Annotated in this window: 14 protein-coding genes; 7 read left to right on the plus strand and 7 right to left on the minus strand. The window is 75.0% G+C overall.

The genetic code is table 11. The features are described from left to right. Positions 1-3: 3 nt before the first annotated feature. The 4 genes from ACIRPP_RS00680 to ACIRPP_RS00695 form a co-directional block, all read right to left on the minus strand. The gene (locus ACIRPP_RS00680) at positions 4-1,389 is read right to left on the minus strand and encodes an NADP-dependent succinic semialdehyde dehydrogenase (protein WP_403636739.1); all 1,386 of its coding nucleotides are present in this window, start codon (positions 1,387-1,389) and stop codon (positions 4-6) included. A gap of 76 nt (positions 1,390-1,465) precedes the next feature. Further along, positions 1,466-1,930, minus strand: coding sequence for an NUDIX domain-containing protein (locus tag ACIRPP_RS00685; protein ID WP_403636741.1), 465 nt, complete (start codon positions 1,928-1,930; stop codon positions 1,466-1,468). Further along, entirely contained in the window at positions 1,927-3,465 is a 1,539-nt protein-coding gene (locus tag ACIRPP_RS00690) for an ATP-dependent DNA ligase (protein WP_403636742.1), read from the minus strand. The genes ACIRPP_RS00685 and ACIRPP_RS00690 overlap by 4 nt, the downstream gene beginning before the upstream one ends. A gap of 84 nt (positions 3,466-3,549) precedes the next feature. After that, entirely contained in the window at positions 3,550-4,494 is a 945-nt protein-coding gene (locus tag ACIRPP_RS00695) for an NAD(P)/FAD-dependent oxidoreductase (RefSeq protein ID WP_403636744.1), read from the minus strand. 93 nt (positions 4,495-4,587) lie between these two features. Here ACIRPP_RS00695 and ACIRPP_RS00700 point away from each other — a divergent pair, with 93 nt between their 5' ends. The 6 genes from ACIRPP_RS00700 to ACIRPP_RS00725 all read left to right on the plus strand — a co-directional run bounded on the left by ACIRPP_RS00700 (position 4,588) and on the right by ACIRPP_RS00725 (position 10,018). Beyond that, positions 4,588-5,160, plus strand: a complete 573-nt coding sequence (locus ACIRPP_RS00700) for a helix-turn-helix domain-containing protein (RefSeq protein WP_403637547.1) — start codon at positions 4,588-4,590, stop codon at positions 5,158-5,160. Between the two features lie 93 nt (positions 5,161-5,253). Continuing rightward, positions 5,254-6,228 (plus strand): NADPH:quinone oxidoreductase family protein, encoded by a 975-nt coding sequence (locus ACIRPP_RS00705; RefSeq protein WP_403636745.1) that lies wholly within the window; start codon positions 5,254-5,256, stop codon positions 6,226-6,228. Then, positions 6,225-7,463, plus strand: a complete 1,239-nt coding sequence (locus ACIRPP_RS00710; RefSeq protein ID WP_403636746.1) for an acyl-CoA dehydrogenase family protein — start codon at positions 6,225-6,227, stop codon at positions 7,461-7,463. Before ACIRPP_RS00705 ends, ACIRPP_RS00710 begins: the two co-directional genes overlap by 4 nt. After that, the gene (locus tag ACIRPP_RS00715) at positions 7,460-8,533 is read left to right on the plus strand and encodes an acyl-CoA dehydrogenase family protein (protein WP_403636747.1); all 1,074 of its coding nucleotides are present in this window, start codon (positions 7,460-7,462) and stop codon (positions 8,531-8,533) included. Before ACIRPP_RS00710 ends, ACIRPP_RS00715 begins: the two co-directional genes overlap by 4 nt. A 323-nt stretch (positions 8,534-8,856) precedes the next feature. After that, positions 8,857-9,720 carry a phosphatidylinositol-specific phospholipase C/glycerophosphodiester phosphodiesterase family protein gene (locus ACIRPP_RS00720; protein WP_403636749.1) on the plus strand — a complete coding sequence of 288 codons (864 nt, stop codon included), beginning with the start codon at positions 8,857-8,859 and terminating at the stop codon, positions 9,718-9,720. Between the two features lie 103 nt (positions 9,721-9,823). Beyond that, the gene (locus tag ACIRPP_RS00725; RefSeq protein WP_164333472.1) at positions 9,824-10,018 is read left to right on the plus strand and encodes a hypothetical protein; all 195 of its coding nucleotides are present in this window, start codon (positions 9,824-9,826) and stop codon (positions 10,016-10,018) included. A 31-nt stretch (positions 10,019-10,049) separates the two neighbouring features. Here ACIRPP_RS00725 and ACIRPP_RS00730 read toward each other — a convergent pair whose 3' ends face one another. The 3 genes from ACIRPP_RS00730 to xylB all read right to left on the minus strand — a co-directional run bounded on the left by ACIRPP_RS00730 (position 10,050) and on the right by xylB (position 14,502). After that, complete coding sequence (locus ACIRPP_RS00730) at positions 10,050-11,288, minus strand: phosphodiester glycosidase family protein (protein ID WP_403637549.1); 1,239 nt, start codon at positions 11,286-11,288, stop codon at positions 10,050-10,052. A gap of 319 nt (positions 11,289-11,607) precedes the next feature. After that, positions 11,608-12,819 carry an ROK family protein gene (locus tag ACIRPP_RS00735; protein ID WP_403636750.1) on the minus strand — a complete coding sequence of 404 codons (1,212 nt, stop codon included), beginning with the start codon at positions 12,817-12,819 and terminating at the stop codon, positions 11,608-11,610. A 231-nt stretch (positions 12,820-13,050) separates the two neighbouring features. Further along, positions 13,051-14,502: a xylulokinase gene (gene xylB / locus ACIRPP_RS00740; RefSeq protein ID WP_403636752.1), complete on the minus strand. Its 1,452-nt coding sequence runs from the start codon at positions 14,500-14,502 to the stop codon at positions 13,051-13,053. Positions 14,503-14,627: 125 nt separating this feature from the next. On the opposite strand from xylB, the gene xylA reads away from it, so the two are divergent. Beyond that, on the plus strand, positions 14,628-15,794 hold the full coding sequence (gene xylA, locus ACIRPP_RS00745) for a xylose isomerase (protein ID WP_403636753.1): 1,167 nt from the start codon (positions 14,628-14,630) through the stop codon (positions 15,792-15,794). Positions 15,795-16,248: the final 454 nt, after the last annotated feature.

Here is a 16,248-nt window from a genome sequence, read left to right on the forward strand (position 1 = left end):
GCATCACGCACCGTGCCAAACCGTGGTGATGTTGCAGAACTCGCGGATTCCGTGCCCGGACAGCTCACGCCCGTAGCCCGACCGCTTGACCCCGCCGAAGGGGAGCCCCGGGTGGGACGCCGTCATGCCGTTCACGAACACCCCGCCGGCCTCCAGGTCCCGGACGAACCGGTCCACCTCGTCCTCGTCCCGCGTCCAGACGTTCGAACTGAGGCCGAAGGGGGAGTCGTTGGCGATCAGCACCGCCTCGTCCAGGTCCGCCGCCCGGTACAGGGTCGCGACCGGGCCGAAGGCTTCCTCGCGGTGGATGCGCATCTCGCGCGTGATGTCCGCCAGCACCGTCGGCGGGTAGAACCAGCCGGGGCCGTCGGGCCGCTCGCCGCCGCACAGGACGGTGGCCCCGGACCGCACCGCGTCGTCGACCAGCTCCTCCAGGTCGGTCCGCCCCTGTTCGCTGGCGAGTGGCCCGACGTCCGTGCCGTCCTCCATCGGGTCGCCCACCGTCAGGGCCCTCATCCCCGCGGTGAAGCGCTCGGCGAACGCGTCGTAGACGTCGGTGTGCACGATGAACCGCTTGGCGGCGATGCAGGACTGCCCGTTGTTCTGCACCCGCGCGGTGACCGCGACCTGCGCGGCCCGCTCCACGTCGGCGGACGGCATCACGACGAACGGGTCGCTGCCGCCGAGCTCCAGCACCGTCTTCTTGATCATCTCTCCGGCGGTGGACGCCACCGCCCGCCCGGCCGGCTCGCTGCCGGTGAGGGTGGCGGCCCGTACCCGCTCGTCCCGCAGCACGTCGTCGACCGCCGCCGAGCCGATGAGCAGCGTCTGGAAGGCGCCCTCGGGGAAGCCCGCCCGGTGGAACAGGTCCTCCAGGTACAGCGCCGTCTGCGGCACGTTCGAGGCGTGCTTGAGCAGCCCCACGTTCCCCGCCATCAGCGCGGGCGCGGCGAACCGGACCACCTGCCACAGCGGGAAGTTCCACGGCATCACCGCCAGCACCGGACCAAGCGGCCGGTACCGCACCAGCGCCCGGGACGCCCCGGAGTCCTTCACGTCCGAGGCGTCGGGCTCCTCGTCGGCGAGGAGGTCCGCCGCGTTGTCGGCGTACCAGCGCATCGCCTTGGCGCACTTGGCGGCCTCGGCGCGCGCCTGCCGGAGCGGCTTGCCCATCTCCGTGGTCAGCATCCGGGCGACCTCGTCCTGGTCCTCGTCGAGGACGTCGGCGGCCCGGTGCAGCATCCGGGCCCGCTCGTCGAAGGTGGTCGTCCGGTAGGTGCGGAACGTGGCCTCGGCGAGCTGCAGGCGGCGCTCCACCTCCTCCTCGCCCATGGCCTGGTACGTCTTGAGCGTCTCGCCGTTCGCCGGATTCACCGTTGCGATGGGCATGGCTGACCTCCCTGGGGACGGGCTTCGCGTATCGACCTTCCCGCGCGCCGTGGGGCGGCGCAACGCGGGAGGGCTCTCAGGACGAGTGCTCCGTGAGGCGGTCGAGAAACGCCGTCTGCGCGGAGACGATCACCGCACGGGCCCGGTCCAGCGGCAGCCACGCCACCCGGTCCAGCTCGGGGAACTCGCGCGTGCGTCCCGACTTCGGCGGCCACTCCATCGTGAACGTCCCGGGCACCACCGTGGCCGGATCCAGATCGGCCTCCACGGCCCACACCGTGACCGTCTTGCCCCCGGCCTGCCGGACCTCGCCGAGCGGCAGCGCCGGCCCGTCCGGGGGCGCCACGCCCAGCTCCTCCCGGAACTCCCGGCGGGCCGCGTCGAAGGCGGGCTCGTCCGGCTCGTACTCGCCCTTGGGCACCGTCCACGCACCCGCGTCCCGGCGGGCGAAGTACGGGCCGCCCATGTGCCCGAGCAGCACCTCGACCTCCGGGCCGGTGCGCCGGAACAGCAGCAGACCGGCGCTGCGCGCGCCGCTCACGGCAGCACCCCGGGGTGCGCGGCGAGCAGCGCCTCGACGGTGTCCGCCTCCTCGGGGCGCTTGTCCTCCCGGTAACGCACCACCCGGGCGAAGCGGAGGGTGACCCCGGCCGGGTAGCGGGTGGAACGCTGCAGGCCGTCGTAGGCGATCTCCACGACCAGCTCGGGGCGCACGGTCACGACCTGGCTGCTCTCCTCCACGGCCAGCTCGCGCAGCCGCTCGGTCTGCCAGGCCAGCATGGCGTCGGTCATGCCCTTGAAGGTCTTGCCGAGCATGGCGAAACCACCGTCGGCGGTACGGGCCCCCAGGTGCAGGTTGGACAGCCGGCCGGTGCGGCGGCCGTGCCCCCACTCGGCGGCCAGCACCACGAGATCCAGCGTGTGCACCGGCTTCACCTTCAGCCAGGACGCGCCGCGCCGCCCCGCGCTGTACGGCGCGTCGAGCGCCTTGACGACGACGCCCTCGTGGCCGCGCGCGAGGGTCTCGGCGAGGAACACCTCGGCCCGCGCCGTGTCCCCGGGGCCGGACACCAGGGTGCGCCGCACCCGCATCGGCTCCGGGACGAGCCGGGCGAGCTCCTCGTGCCGGCCGGTGAACGGCAGGTCGAGCAGGTCACGCCCGTCGACGGACAGGGCGTCGAAGAAGACGGGGGCGACGGGCACCTCACGGGCGGCGGCCGTCACGTCGGTCCGCGAGCCGACCCGCCCCGCGGTCTCCTGGAAGGAGCGGGGGCGGCCGTCCCCGTCGAAGGAGATGACCTCCCCGTCCAGGATGAACCGCTCGCCCGGCAACTCCCGCGCCGCCGCGGTCACCTCGGGCAGCCGGTCGGTGATGTCGTCGAGGGTGCGGGTGTACACGCGGACCGTGTCGCCGTCGCGGTGCACCTGGACGCGGATGCCGTCCAGCTTCTCCTCGACCGCGCAGGTCCCCAGCTTCTCGACCGCCTCCGCGACCGAGGAGGCGCTGTGCGCCAGCATGGGCTGCACGGGACGCCCGACGGTGAGCCGGAACGCGGCCAGGGCCTCGGGACCGTCCGCCAGCAGGGCCTCGGCGACCGTCTGCAGGGAGCCCGCGAGCATCACCGCCCGCCGTACGTCCGGGGCGGGCGCCCCGGTGGCCCGCGCCAGGCCCTCCACGGCGACCGCGTCCAGTGCGCCCTGGCGGACCTCGCCGGTGAGCAGACCGACGAGGAACCGCTGTTCCTCCGCGGTGGCGGTGCCCATCAGTGCGCCGACCAGCCGGGCGCGCTCGGCCTGCGAGCCGGCGCCGGAGACCGCGCCGAGCCGGGTGAGGGCGGCGTCGACCTCCCGCACGGTCAGCGTGGGCTCGGCGGCCGGCTCGACCGGCGCACCGAGGGCCTTCCAGCCCACGCCGATCCGCCCCTGCGGCAGCCGGCCCGCCAGGTAGGGGATGACGATCGGCACGTCGTCCGCCTCCGCCTCCCGGAACAGCTCGGCGAGCAGGTCGATCTTCCGGGACCGCGCCGACGTGGCGGCGACCTCCCGGGACACGTGGGCCAGCCGGGTCAGCAGCATGCAGCCATGGTGCTACGCGAGCCCCCCGCGCACACCCGGACCGCGCCGGGCGCCAGGGCGTCCCCGGGGGGCCGCCTTCCGCGCCTACGGGGTGACGGCCGCGTCCAGGTCCTCCATGAGGAGGTCGCCGACGATGGCAGCCGCCGCCCGGTACCCGCCGCTGGCCGCGTGGATCACCTGCTCGGAGAAGCCGATCGCGTTGCCCGCCGCCCAGACGCCCGGCACCGTCGTCAGGCCCGTCGCGTCGACCACGGGGTAGGCGCCGAACGGGGTCTCTTCCAGCTCGGCGCCCAGCCGCTCCAGCAGGCCCGTCCGCGGCAGGGGCCGCGGGGCGACGTAGAGCACGCCGCGCGGGTGCACGGAGCCGTCGGCGAGGCGCACGCCGGTGAACCGGTCGTCCTCGACCACGAGCCCGGCGACCTCACCGGGCACCACGTCGACCCCGGCGGCGGCCAGGCGGCGCAGGTCCTGGTCGGTCAGCTCCGACTCGGCGACGGTGTGCAGGAACAGGGTCACGTCCTTCGACCAGCGGGAGACCATCAGCGCCTGGTGGACGCTCGCCGGGGTGGCGGCGAGCACCCCGAAGGGCTCGTCCCGGACCTCCCAGCCGTGGCAGAACGGGCAGTGCAGCACGTCCCGCCCGAAGCGTTCGGCGACGCCGGGGACGTCCGGCAGCTCGTCCTTCAGCCCGGTCGCGACGACGAGCCGCCGGGCCCGGACCGGAGCCGAGCCGTCCACCGCGACGGTGAAACCGTCGCCCCGGGTCACGTCGGTGACCCGGCCCCGGACCAGCTCGACGCCGTAGCGGGCGATCTCCTCCCGGCCGACGGCCAGGAACTCGGCCGGTGACATGCCGTCGCGGGAGAGGTACCCCTGCATGTGGGGCGACGGGGCGTTGCGTGGGGCGCCGGCGTCGACGACCAGGGTGCGCAGCCGGGCCCGGCCCAGGACCAGCGCGGCCGACAGCCCGGCCGCGCCGCCCCCGACGACGACCACGTCGTAGTGCGTGTGTGCGTGTGTCTCGGTCATGGTGACCACCTCCGTCACCGACCTTCCGCCGCTCCTGCGGGATTGACAAACAACTTTGCCGATTCTGCAATGGATGTCATGAGTATGGATGTCATGAGTACGGAGGAAGTTCTCGCGGACGTCGGCCCCAGGCTGCGGCGGATGAGGAAGGACCGGGAGGTGACGCTGGCGGCGCTGTCGGAGGCGACCGGCATCTCCGTCAGCACGCTCTCCCGCCTGGAGTCCGGGCTGCGCAAGCCCAGTCTGGAGCTGCTCCTGCCGATCGCGCAGGCCCACCAGGTGCCGCTGGACGAGCTGGTCGGAGCACCGCCGGTGGGCGACCCGCGCGTGCGGTCCCGGCCGATCGTGTGGGGCGGCCGCACTCACTGGCCGCTCACCCGCCAGCCCGGCGGCCTCCAGGCGTACAAGGTGCTGGAACCGCAGCGGAAGCAGGAGCCGGAGCCGCGCACGCACGAGGGCTACGAGTGGCTGTACGTGCTCTCCGGGCGGCTGCGGCTGGTGCTCGGCGAGCACGACGTGGTGCTGACGGCGGGGGAGGCTGCCGAGTTCGACACCCGGGTGCCGCACTGGTTCGGATCGACCGGGGAGGGGCCCGTGGAGTTCCTCAGTCTGTTCGGCCCGCAGGGCGAGCGGATGCACGTGCGGGCACGCCCCCGGGGAGCGTGACCGGCACGATGGTTCCCCGATCGGCAAGCGACCGCTTAGTATGCGGGGAACCCGGTCAGGGGAACACATGAGCGCACCCCGTGGAGGCTCCGTATGCAGGCATGGCAAGTACACGAGCTGGGAGAACCGGGCGAGGTGATGCGCCTCGCGGACACGCCGGTACCGACACCCGGTGACGGTCAGGTCCTGCTGAAGGTGCGCGCCGCCGGCATCAACTTCCCCGACGCGCTGATGTGCCGGGGCCAGTACCAGGTCCGGCCGCCCCTGCCCTTCACCCCGGGCGTGGAGATCTGCGGCGAGACCGAGGACGGGCGCCGGGTGCTCGCCAACCCGGCCCTGCCGCACGGCGGCTTCGCCGAGTACGCCGTCGCGGACGCCGACGCGCTGCGGCCCGCCCCCGACGCGCTCGACGACGCCGAGGCGGCCGCCCTGCACATCGGCTACCAGACCGCCTGGTTCGCCCTGCACCGCCGGGCTGCGCTGCAGACCGGTGAGACCCTGCTGGTGCACGCCGCCGCCGGAGGCGTCGGCAGCGCCGCCGTGCAGCTCGGCAAGGCCGCCGGCGCCACCGTCATCGGCGTGGTCGGGGGCCCGCAGAAGGCGGCCGTCGCCCGTGAACTCGGCTGCGACGTCGTCGTCGACCGGCGCGAGCAGGACGTCATCGCGGCCGTCAAGGAGGCCACCGGCGGCCGGGGCGCCGACGTGATCTACGACCCGGTCGGCGGCCAGGCCTACACCCAGTCCACCAAGGTCGTCGCCTTCGAGGGCCGGATCGTCGTGATCGGCTTCGCGAGCGGGTCCATCCCCAGCCCCGGCCTGAACCACGCCCTGGTGAAGAACTACTCGATCCTCGGCCTCCACTGGGGCCTGTACAACACCCGGAACCCCAAGCTGGTCCAGCACTGCCACGAGCAGCTCACCGACCTGGCCGCCCGGGGAGCGATCAAGCCCCTGGTGAGCGAGCGCGTCCCCCTCGCCGGGGCCGCGGCCGCCGTGCAGCGGGTCGCCGACGGCGTCACCACCGGCCGGGTCGCCGTGCTGCCCTCCACGGAAGGAGCCGCCGCATGATGGACGCCGCCGAACTGCGCCGCCGCACCCAGGAGTTCCTGGCCGCCCACCCGCCCGCCGACATCCCGCCGGCACCCCCGGCGGACGCCGCCGGGGACCCGCTCCCCCCGTCCGCCGACGCCGCCCGCCTCGACTTCCTCCGCGCCCGCTTCGACGCCGGACTCGCCTGGGTGCACTATCCCGAGGGCCTCGGCGGACTCGGCGCCCCCCGCGCCCTCCAGGCCGTCGTCGACGCCGAACTGGCCGCCGCCGGAGCGCCCGACAACGACCCGCGGCGTATCGGCATCGGCCTCGGCATGGCCGCGCCGACCATCCTCCAGTACGGCACCGACGAGCAGAAGCGGCGCTTCCTGCGGCCCCTGTGGACGGGCGAGGAGGTCTGGTGCCAGCTGTTCAGCGAGCCGGGCGCCGGATCCGACCTGGCCGCCCTCGGCACGCGCGCCGTCCGCCACGGCGACGAGTGGGTCGTCAACGGACAGAAGGTGTGGACGTCCAGCGCCCACGTGGCCCGCTGGGCCATCCTCATCGCCCGCACCGACCCGGACGTGCCCAAGCACCGGGGCATCACCTACTTCGTCTGCGACATGACCGACCCCGGCGTCGAGGTGCGGCCGCTGCGCCAGATCACCGGCGAGGCCGAGTTCAACGAGGTCTTCCTCACCGACGTCCGCATACCCGACGCCCACCGCCTGGGCGAGACCGGTGACGGATGGCGGGTCGCGCAGACCACCCTCAACAACGAGCGCGTCGCCATCGGCGGCATGCGGCTGCCCCGCGAGGGCGGCATGATCGGCCCGGTCGTGAAGACCTGGCGCGAGCGGCCCGGCCTGCGCACCCACGACCTGCACCAGCGGCTGCTCGCCCTGTGGGTCGACGCCGAGGTGGCCCGCCTCACCGGCGAACGGCTGCGCCAGCAGCTCGCCGTCGGCCAACCCGGCCCCGAGGGCGCCGGGATGAAGCTGGGCTTCGCCCGCCTCAACCAGGCGATCAGCGGCCTGGAAGTGGAACTCCTCGGCGAGGAGGGCCTGTTGTACGACGACTGGACGATGCGCAGGCCCCAGCTCGTCAACTTCACCGGGCGGGAAGCCGGTTACCGCTACCTGCGTGCCAAGGGCAACAGCATCGAGGGCGGGACCAGCGAGGTCCTGCTGAACATCGTCGCCGAGCGTGTCCTGGGCCTGCCGCCCGAGCCGCGCACCGACAAGGACGTCGCGTGGAAGGACCTGGCCCGATGAGCGACCTGCTGTACTCGCCGGAGGAAGAGGCGCTGCGCGCCGCCGTCCGGGACCTGCTCACCGACCACTGTGACCCGGCGGGCGTGATCGCCCGGACCGAGTCGGCCGCCCCGCACGACCTCGCGCTGTGGAAGGCGCTCGCCCAGGACATGGGCCTCGCCGGACTGCTCGTCCCCGAGGAACTCGACGGCCAGGGTGCCACGCACCGGGAGGCCGCCGTCGTCCTGGAGGAGCTGGGCCGCGCGGTCGCGCCGGTGCCGTACCTGACCAGCGCCGTCGTCGCCACCGAGGCCCTGCTGGAGTGCGGGGCCGACGACCTGCTGACGAAGCTGGCCTCCGGCACGGTGATCGGCGCGCTCGCGGTCGCCCTGAACGTCCCGCCCGGCGGCGCCCACCGGACCGTGCGCGCCGAGGACGGCCTGCTCCACGGCGAGCTGACCTCGGTGGCGGACGCGGCCGCGGCCGACGTCCTGCTCGTCCCCGCCGACGACGGCGGCCTGTACGCGGTCGACGCGACCGCCGCCACCGTCACCCCCCGGGTGTCGCTCGACCTGACCCGGCCGGTGGCGACGGTCTCCCTCGACGGCGTGCCGGGCCGCCGGCTCGGCGACGCGGCACCCGCCGTGCGCCGTGCCCTGCGGGCCGGGGCCGGACTGCTCGCCTCCGAGCAACTGGGCCTCGCCGACTGGTCGCTGACCGAGACCGTGCGCTACCTCAAGGAGCGCAAGCAGTTCAACCGGCCGGTCGGCGGCTTCCAGGCGCTCAAGCACCGGCTGGCCCAGCTGTGGCTGGAGGTGGCCGGCGTCCGCGCCGCCGCCCGCAACGCCGCCGACGCCCTGGCGACGGGCGAGGACACCGACGTGGCGGTCGCCGTCGCCCAGGCGTACGCCGCCCCGGTGGCCGTCCACGCGGCCGAGGAGGCGCTGCAGCTGCACGGCGGGATCGGCATGACCTGGGAGCACCCGGTGCACCTGCGTCTGAAGCGCGCCAAGGCCGACGCGCTCGCCCACGGCACCGCAGGCGCCCACCGCGAGGCACTGGCCGGACTGGTCGACCTGCCCGCGCCCTGACCGGCCCACCCGCCCGCGGCACACCCCGGGCCCGCTCCCCGACGGGAGCGGGCCCGGTCGCGTTCCCGTCCCGGGGGGCCGGTCGCGTTCCCGTCCCGGTGCGGGCCCGGTCGCGTTCTCGTCCCGGAGGTGCGGGCCCGGTCGCGTCCCACCCCCGACGGGGGCGGGGACCCCGTCGCGTCCCCGCCCCCCGGAGCGCCCGGGAACCGGTGAACGCACCGCGACCGTTCGGCCAACTCCCCGCACACCTCTGCTTCCTGATGCCCCGTGGGCCCCATACTCGCTGGGGTCGTCGTCCTGCACGGAACCCCGGGAGGCAGAGCATGGCCCTCACCACCCGCCGCAGAGCCCTCACCACCCTCGGCGCCGCCGTCGCCGGCACCGCCGCCCTGCCGGCCACCCACGCCCTGGCCGGTGAACACCCCCGCCACCCGCGCCCGTTGTGGCGCGCCCATGCCCACAACGACTACGAGCACCCCCGCCCGCTGTTCGACGCCCTCGACCACCGCTTCGGCAGCGTCGAAGCCGACGTCTTCCTCGTCGACGGCCGCCTCCTCGTCGCACACGACCCCGAGGACCTCGACCCGTCCCGCACCCTCGAATCCCTCTACCTCGAACCGCTCGCCGCCCGCGTCCGCGCCACCGGCGGCTCTGTGTACCGGGGCCACCGCAGGCCGTTCCAGCTCCTCGTCGACCTCAAGACCGAGGGCGTGTCCACCTACCTCGAACTGCACCGCCGCCTGCGCCGGTACCGGCACCTGTTCACCACCTGCGCGCACGGCCGGGTCCTGCCCGGAGCGGTCACCGCCGTCGTGTCCGGCGACCGGGCGGCCCGGACCCCGATGGCGGCCCAGCGGATACGGCACGCCTTCTACGACGGCCGGACGAGCGACCTCGGCGGCCCCGCGCGTGCCTCCTTCATGCCGCTGATCAGCGACAACTGGAACCTGCACTTCACCTGGCAGGGGACAGGCCCGTTCCCCGCCGCCGAACACCGGAAGCTGCGCGGCATCGTGCACACCGCGCACGCGCGCGGGCAGCGGGTGCGGTTCTGGGCCACCCCCGACCTGCCGGGCGCCGCCCGTGACGCGCTGTGGGGCGCCCTGGCCGACGCGGGCGTGGACCACCTCAACACCGACGACCTCGCGGGCCTGCAGACCTTCCTCGACCGCTACCGGCCCGGGTAGACACCACACGTTCGGCGGACACTCCAGCCGCCCGGACGAACCCTCCGCTACGCCACACTGACGGCCGAACGCCGCGAAGCGGACGTGGCGGAGGAGGTTGACGATGGCCGTTTCCATTTCTGTGGTGCTGCTTCTGGCGGTCCTGGCGGTGATCTTCCTGCGCAACGGCGGACTGAAGGTCTCCCACGCCCTGGTCTGTCTGCTGCTCGGGTTCTATCTGGCCGGCACGAACATCGCCCCGACCATCCACAGCGGCCTGACCGCCACCGCCGACATCGTCGGCAGCCTGCGGCCCTGACGCCTTGACGCCCCTCCCGGGCGTCAAGGCGTCAGCCGGAGGAGAAGACGCCGATGCCGTTCGGCACCGGCCGTTCGGCGCCGCCGGCGGGACGGTTGCGCACCGAGACGCCGGGTGCCCCGGGCATGCGGGCGACCAGCGTCGACGAACCGCCGCCGTCGAGACTGAAGCCGTCGACGGAGCCCAGGTCGCGCAGGGTGGCCGCGAGCTCCGCGACGGTCAGCCCGCCGCGGTACTCGGGCGCGCCGTCGAGCGCGAGCAGCAGCAGACGCCGGCCACCCTCCGCGGTGCCCATGGCCGTCCGTACCGCCGAGGCCGTGTCGTCCAGTCCCGGCAGGGGCCGCCCGCCGGCCAGCACGGGGCAGCCGCCGACAGCGAGCCGGTACGGGATCCGGCTCGCTGACGCCACCAGCCGGTGCCGTACCCGTACCGGCTCCCCGAGGGCCAGCGTCCGCAGGTACCGGGCGCCCTCCTCGCGGCCGACCAGCACCGTACTGCCGGGCGCCACGGGCCCGCTGCCGGGGGTGGCCGAGGTGGCCACCACCCGGCCGCCGCGCACCGTCACCTCGTGGGTGTCGGTACTGCACGGGGCGGCCCGGTCGGTGTCCGTGCCGCAGGTGGCGCGCACCCGGGAGACGCTGCCCCACGCCTCGGTGAACGCCCCGACGGAACCGACGGGCAGTGCGTACTGGTTGAGCCCGCCCAGGGGCAGCCGGGCCGTCCGGGTGCGGACCGAGCCGTCCAGGGCGAGGCGGTCGTGGCGGGCCCGCCGGTCCACCCCCACTCCGAACACGTCCTCGGTCGTCGTGCCCGGCGGCAGCGCGGGGCCGAACCGCTGCCCGTCCGGCACCGCCGCCTTCAGCACCTGCCCGTCCGCGATCGCCGGGCCGACGCTCGCGCCGGTCGCCGCGACGCCGGGGTGCTGGGTCTCCGTGATGTTGAAGAAGTCGCCGTTGACGCCCGCGACGGCGCCCCTCGCGTCCGCCATCACCGAGATGCGGGCCCGCGCGGCCACCGCCCCCGGGTACAGCAGGCCGACCCGGACACGCGGGTCGCGCAGATCGACGGTCAGCAGATGCGCGTGCGCCGTGCCGTGCGACGCCGGGATGTCGAACTCGCGGTAGGTGACCCCCGGGGCCACGTCGGCCGCCGCCCGCAGCGCCTCGGCCGGCGGCGCCCCGGCCAGGCCGGCACCGGCCAGCAGCCCGAGGGCCGTGAGCGCCGTGAGTATCTGCCTGCCCGCCCCGAACCGCCCGCAACGACGTGTCACCGGCACCGGCCGCCCCCTGATGTCTCGTCAACTCTCCCAGGACATCGGGAAGTCCACCAGACGGGGACCGTCCCGGGGGCGCCCTGGGCGCGACCCGTTCGGGAACGGCCGCAAAAGGCACTCCGGTGGAGGTGTGCGGGACCGGGTCGGGGGGTCGGGCAGCGTTGATGCGTTGCTGTGGACCGTCAGGGGCAGGCCGTGGTCCTCGGGGACGCTTGCGCTGCGGCGCGATGCGTCCGGTTCGAGGGTCTGCCGACGTCGGGAGCGGGCGCCTGCTCGCTCCGCGTGCCCCGGGCAGCCGGGGCCCGTCGACGGTGGTTCAGGCCGGCCGGACGGACGCCCCGGCGGGGTCGTCCAGGACGGCCCGCACCACCGAGTGCGCCGCGCCGAGGAGCGGCCCCTCCGGCCCCAGCGGGGAGACGGTGACCGGGCAGGCGGGGCCCGCCGTACGCCGGGCCAGCTCGGCGCGCAGCGACGGGAGGAGCCAGGGCGCGAGGCCGGCGAGCGCACCGCCCAGCACCACCGACTCGGGGTCCAGCAGGTTCACCGCGCCGGTGAGCGCGATACCGAGGGCCGTGCCGGCGTCGTCGAGGGCCCGGCGCACGTCGGCGTCGCCCTGCCCGGCGAGGTCCGCCAGCAGGCCGACCCGGTCCTCGCCCGGGGCGAGACCGGCCGCGCGCAGCACCGCCTCCTCGCCCGCGTACTGCTCCAGGCAGCCGCGCCCGCCACAGGGGCACTCCGGCCCGTCGGGGTGCACGGGCACATGACCCAGCTCGCCGGCGAAGCCGCGGTTTCCGTGCAGCAGCCGGCCGTCCACGACCAGCGCGGCGCCGATACCGATCTCGGCGGACACGTGGAGGAAGTCGCGCGGGGTCCCCTCGCCCAGCCAGAGCTCGGCGAGCGCACCGAAGTTGGCCTCGTTGGCCACCGTCAGCGGGAAGCCGTCGGGGAGCAGGGCGGCGAGGTCCGTGTCCTGCCAGCCCAGGTTCGGGGCGCGCACGACGGTCCGGGCGTCGCGCGCGACCAGGCCCGGTACGGCCACGGCGAGCCCGGCGGGCCACAGGCCCTCCTCCTCGGCCTCGGCGACGACCCGGTCGACCAGCCCGGTCAGCTCCCCGAGCACCGCCTCGGGGGAGCGGCCCCGGCCGGGGGCCTGGCGCACCGCGCGCGCCCGGACCTCTCCGCGCAGGTCGACGGCGCACACCGCCAGGTGATCGACGCCGATCTCGGCACCGATCCCGGCGGGGCCCCGGTCGCTGACGGCGAGCGCGGACCCGGGGCGGCCCACCCGGCCGGGCCGTTCGGGACCCAGCTCGACCAGGAGCCCGGAGCGGATCAGTTCGTCGACCAGGGTGGAGACCGCGGCCCGGGTGAGACCGATCCGCGAGGCGACGGCGGCCCGGGACAGCGGGCCCTCGGCCCGCACGGTGTGCATCACGCGCGCGAGGTTGCGGCGGCGCATGCCCTGCTGGGTGTCGGGCAGCGCGCGCCCCGGACCGGCCGGGCGGGCCTCGTGCAGTGGTGCGGTCATGCCTCAGTCAGTCCTCGGGTGGGGCGCCGTCGCGCGCGGTGTCGGACGTGCCGGCCTCGCGCGGGGCGCGTGGCCGACCGGGGCGGGTGCCCCGACGGGGGAGTGGTGCGCCGGGGCGGGAGCCCCGGGCTCGGAGCGGGGGCGGCCAGGGCGGGAGCCCCGGGCTCGGAGCGGGGACGCCCGTACCGGTACTGGTACCGGCGTCCCGGCGCGCCGTCGCCTGCCTGCCCGTCATCCGTCCCGCACGCCGTGGTCCCGGTCCAGCAGCGGGGCCGCGTCGGAGAGTACCCCGGAGAGCCTCGCCAGGGTCTCCTCGTCCCGCTCCACCGCCTCCAGTACCGGGCCCGCGGCCGTGTTCCAGCGGCGGGCGACCGCGGCCGGGTCCTCCCCGGTCAGCAGACCTGCCGCCTGGGCCGCCGCCCCGAGGGCCACCAGTTCCTTGGCCTCGGGGACCTGTACCGGCCGCCCGGAGAGGCGTCGCACCGTCTCCTGCCAGGCCGTTCCCCGCGCGCCGCCGCCGATCAGCAGCAGCGGGGCCGAACGGTCCGCGTCCTCCTCCAGAACCAGGTCGAGCGCACCGAGCAGGGCATGCACGGCACCGTCGTAGGCGGCCTGGAGCAGCTGCCCGCCGGTCGTGTCATGACGCAGGCCGTGCAGCAGCCCGGAGGCGCCCGGCAGGTTCGGGGTGCGTTCGCCGTCCAGGTACGGCAGGAGCGTGACGCCGCGGCCGGGCTCCACGGCCTCGCGGTCGAGGTGGAGCAGCGCGGCGACCCGGTCCACGGCGAGCGTGCAGTTCAGGGTGCAGGCCAGCGGCAGCCAGTCGCCGCGCGCGTCGGCGAACCCGGCCACCGTGCCGGTCGGATCGGCCGTGCGGCGCCGGGACACCGCGTAGACCGTGCCCGAGGTGCCGAGGCTCATCACCGGCACACCCGGGCGCACGCCGAGCCCCAGGGCGGCGGCGGCGTTGTCACCGGTGCCGCACGCGACCAGGGTGCCCTTGGAGAAGGGCAGGCCGTGGCCGTCGCGGACGGTGCCGGCCACCTCGCCGGGCCGCACGACGCGCGGCAGCAGCGCCGGGTCCAGCCCCACGTGGGCGAGGATCTCCTCGTCGTACGCCTCGGTGCCGGAGGACCACCAGCCGGTGCCGGAGGCGTCGCCGCGGTCCGTCGTGCCCTGCCCGGTGAGCCGCTCGGTGAGGTAGTCGTGGGGCAGACGCACGGCCCTGGTGGCCCGGGCCGCCTCGGGTTCGTGCTCGGCGAGCCAGGCCCACTTGGTGACGGTGAACGACGCGGTGGGCACGCTCCCGGTGCGCTCCGCCCAGCCCTTGGCGCCGCCCAGCTCCTCGGTCAGCCGGTGGGCCTGCGGGGCGGACCGCACGTCGTTCCACAGCAGCGCCGGGCGCACCGGCTCGCCCTGCGCGTCGAGGGTGACCAGACCGTGCTGCTGGCCGCCCACGGACACCGCCGCGGCCTCACGCGCGGGCTCCCCGCACTGGAGCAGGGCCTCCAGCAGGGCGTCCCACCACTGGCGCGGGTCGCTCTCCCGGCCGGCTCCCGTGGTCACCGTGTGCGGGGCCTGGCCGCTCGCGACGATCCTGCCGGTGGCCACGTCGACGACCAGCGCCTTGGTGGACTGGGTGGATGTGTCCACGCCGACGACGAGCGGACCCTCGGCTGCTGACATCGGTTTCTCCCTTTTCGGCGGCTCAGTGGGGTGGCTCTCTTCCCAGAGATGCTCCTGCATACTAATTTGTAAATCGCCATGACGAAATAGTCTCGGCGTTGCCTCAGCGAGCAAGGAGCCGCGGTATGAGCTACCAGCCCACCCCCGAGGACAAGTTCACCTTCGGCCTGTGGACCGTCGGCTGGCAGGGACGGGACCCCTTCGGTGACGCCACCCGGCGCGCCCTGGACCCGGCGGAGTCGGTCCGGCGCCTGGCGGAACTGGGCGCCTACGGCGTCACCTTCCACGACGACGACCTGATCCCCTTCGGCGCGACCGACAGTGAGCGGGAGGAGCACGTCAAGCGTTTCCGGAAGGCGCTGGACGACACCGGCATGAAGGTGCCGATGGCCACCACCAACCTGTTCACGCACCCGGTGTTCAAGGACGGCGGCTTCACCGCCAACGACCGGGACGTGCGCCGCTACGCGCTGCGCAAGACCATCCGCAACATCGACCTCGCCGTCGAGCTCGGCGCCCAGATCTACGTGGCCTGGGGCGGCCGTGAGGGCGCCGAGTCGGGCGCCGCGAAGGACGTGCGGGTCGCCCTGGACCGCATGAAGGAGGCCTTCGACCTGCTCGGCGAGTACGTCACCTCGCAGGGCTACGACCTTCGCTTCGCGCTGGAGCCCAAGCCCAACGAGCCGCGCGGCGACATCCTCCTGCCGACCGTCGGCCACGCCCTGGCGTTCATCGAGAAGCTGGAGCGCCCGGAGCTGTTCGGCGTCAACCCCGAGGTCGGCCACGAGCAGATGGCCGGCCTGAACTTCCCGCACGGCATCGCCCAGGCCCTGTGGGCGGACAAGCTGTTCCACATCGACCTCAACGGCCAGTCCGGCATCAAGTACGACCAGGACCTCCGCTTCGGCGCGGGCGACCTGCGGGCCGCGTTCTGGCTGGTCGACCTGCTGGAGTCGGCCGGATACAGCGGCCCGCGGCACTTCGACTTCAAGCCGCCGCGGACCGAGGACCTCGACGGCGTGTGGGCGTCCGCGGCCGGCTGCATGCGCAACTACCTCATCCTCAAGGACCGTGCGGGCGCCTTCCGCGCCGACCCGGAGGTGCAGGAGGCGCTGCGTGCGTCCCGCCTGGACGAACTGGCCCAGCCCACCGCCGCCGACGGGCTGCGGGGGTTGCTCGACGACCGGGCCGCCTTCGAGGACTTCGACCCCGAGGCGGCTGCCGCCCGGGGCATGGCCTTCGAGCGTCTCGACCAGCTGGCGATGGACCACCTGCTGGGGGCCCGCGGCTGACGCGGCCGAGCCGCCCGGGCGCGTGACCGTGCCCGGGCGGGGCCGACCGCGCCCGTCCGGCAGGGACGTGTCCAGGCGGGTGGGGGATGCGGGGCGTGGTTGCGGGCTGGTCACGATGCCGTGCGGCCGTTTCCCCGTGCTCACACACGTGTGGCGGGGGAGCTTCCGCTTCCTTGGGCGGAGGGCGCGCGGGCGTGGCCTTCGAGCGTCGCGACCGCGACCAGCTCGTGACGGACTACCCGCTGGGCGCCCGCGGCTGACGCGGCCGACCCCGCCCGGGCACGGGTGACCGCCCGGGGCGGGGCCGACCGCGCCCGTCCGGCAGGGACGTGTCCAGGCGGGTGGGGTCGCGGGGGCGGGCGCGAGCCCCGGGGCGTGGTCGCGGTCGCCGGTCACGACCCCGGGCGGCCGCTTCCTCGTGCTCACACACGTGTGGCCGGGGGGAGCTCCTGCC

The sequence above is a fragment of the Streptomyces sp. NPDC101219 genome, assembly GCF_044767675.1.
In the GTDB taxonomy this organism is placed as follows: domain Bacteria; phylum Actinomycetota; class Actinomycetes; order Streptomycetales; family Streptomycetaceae; genus Streptomyces.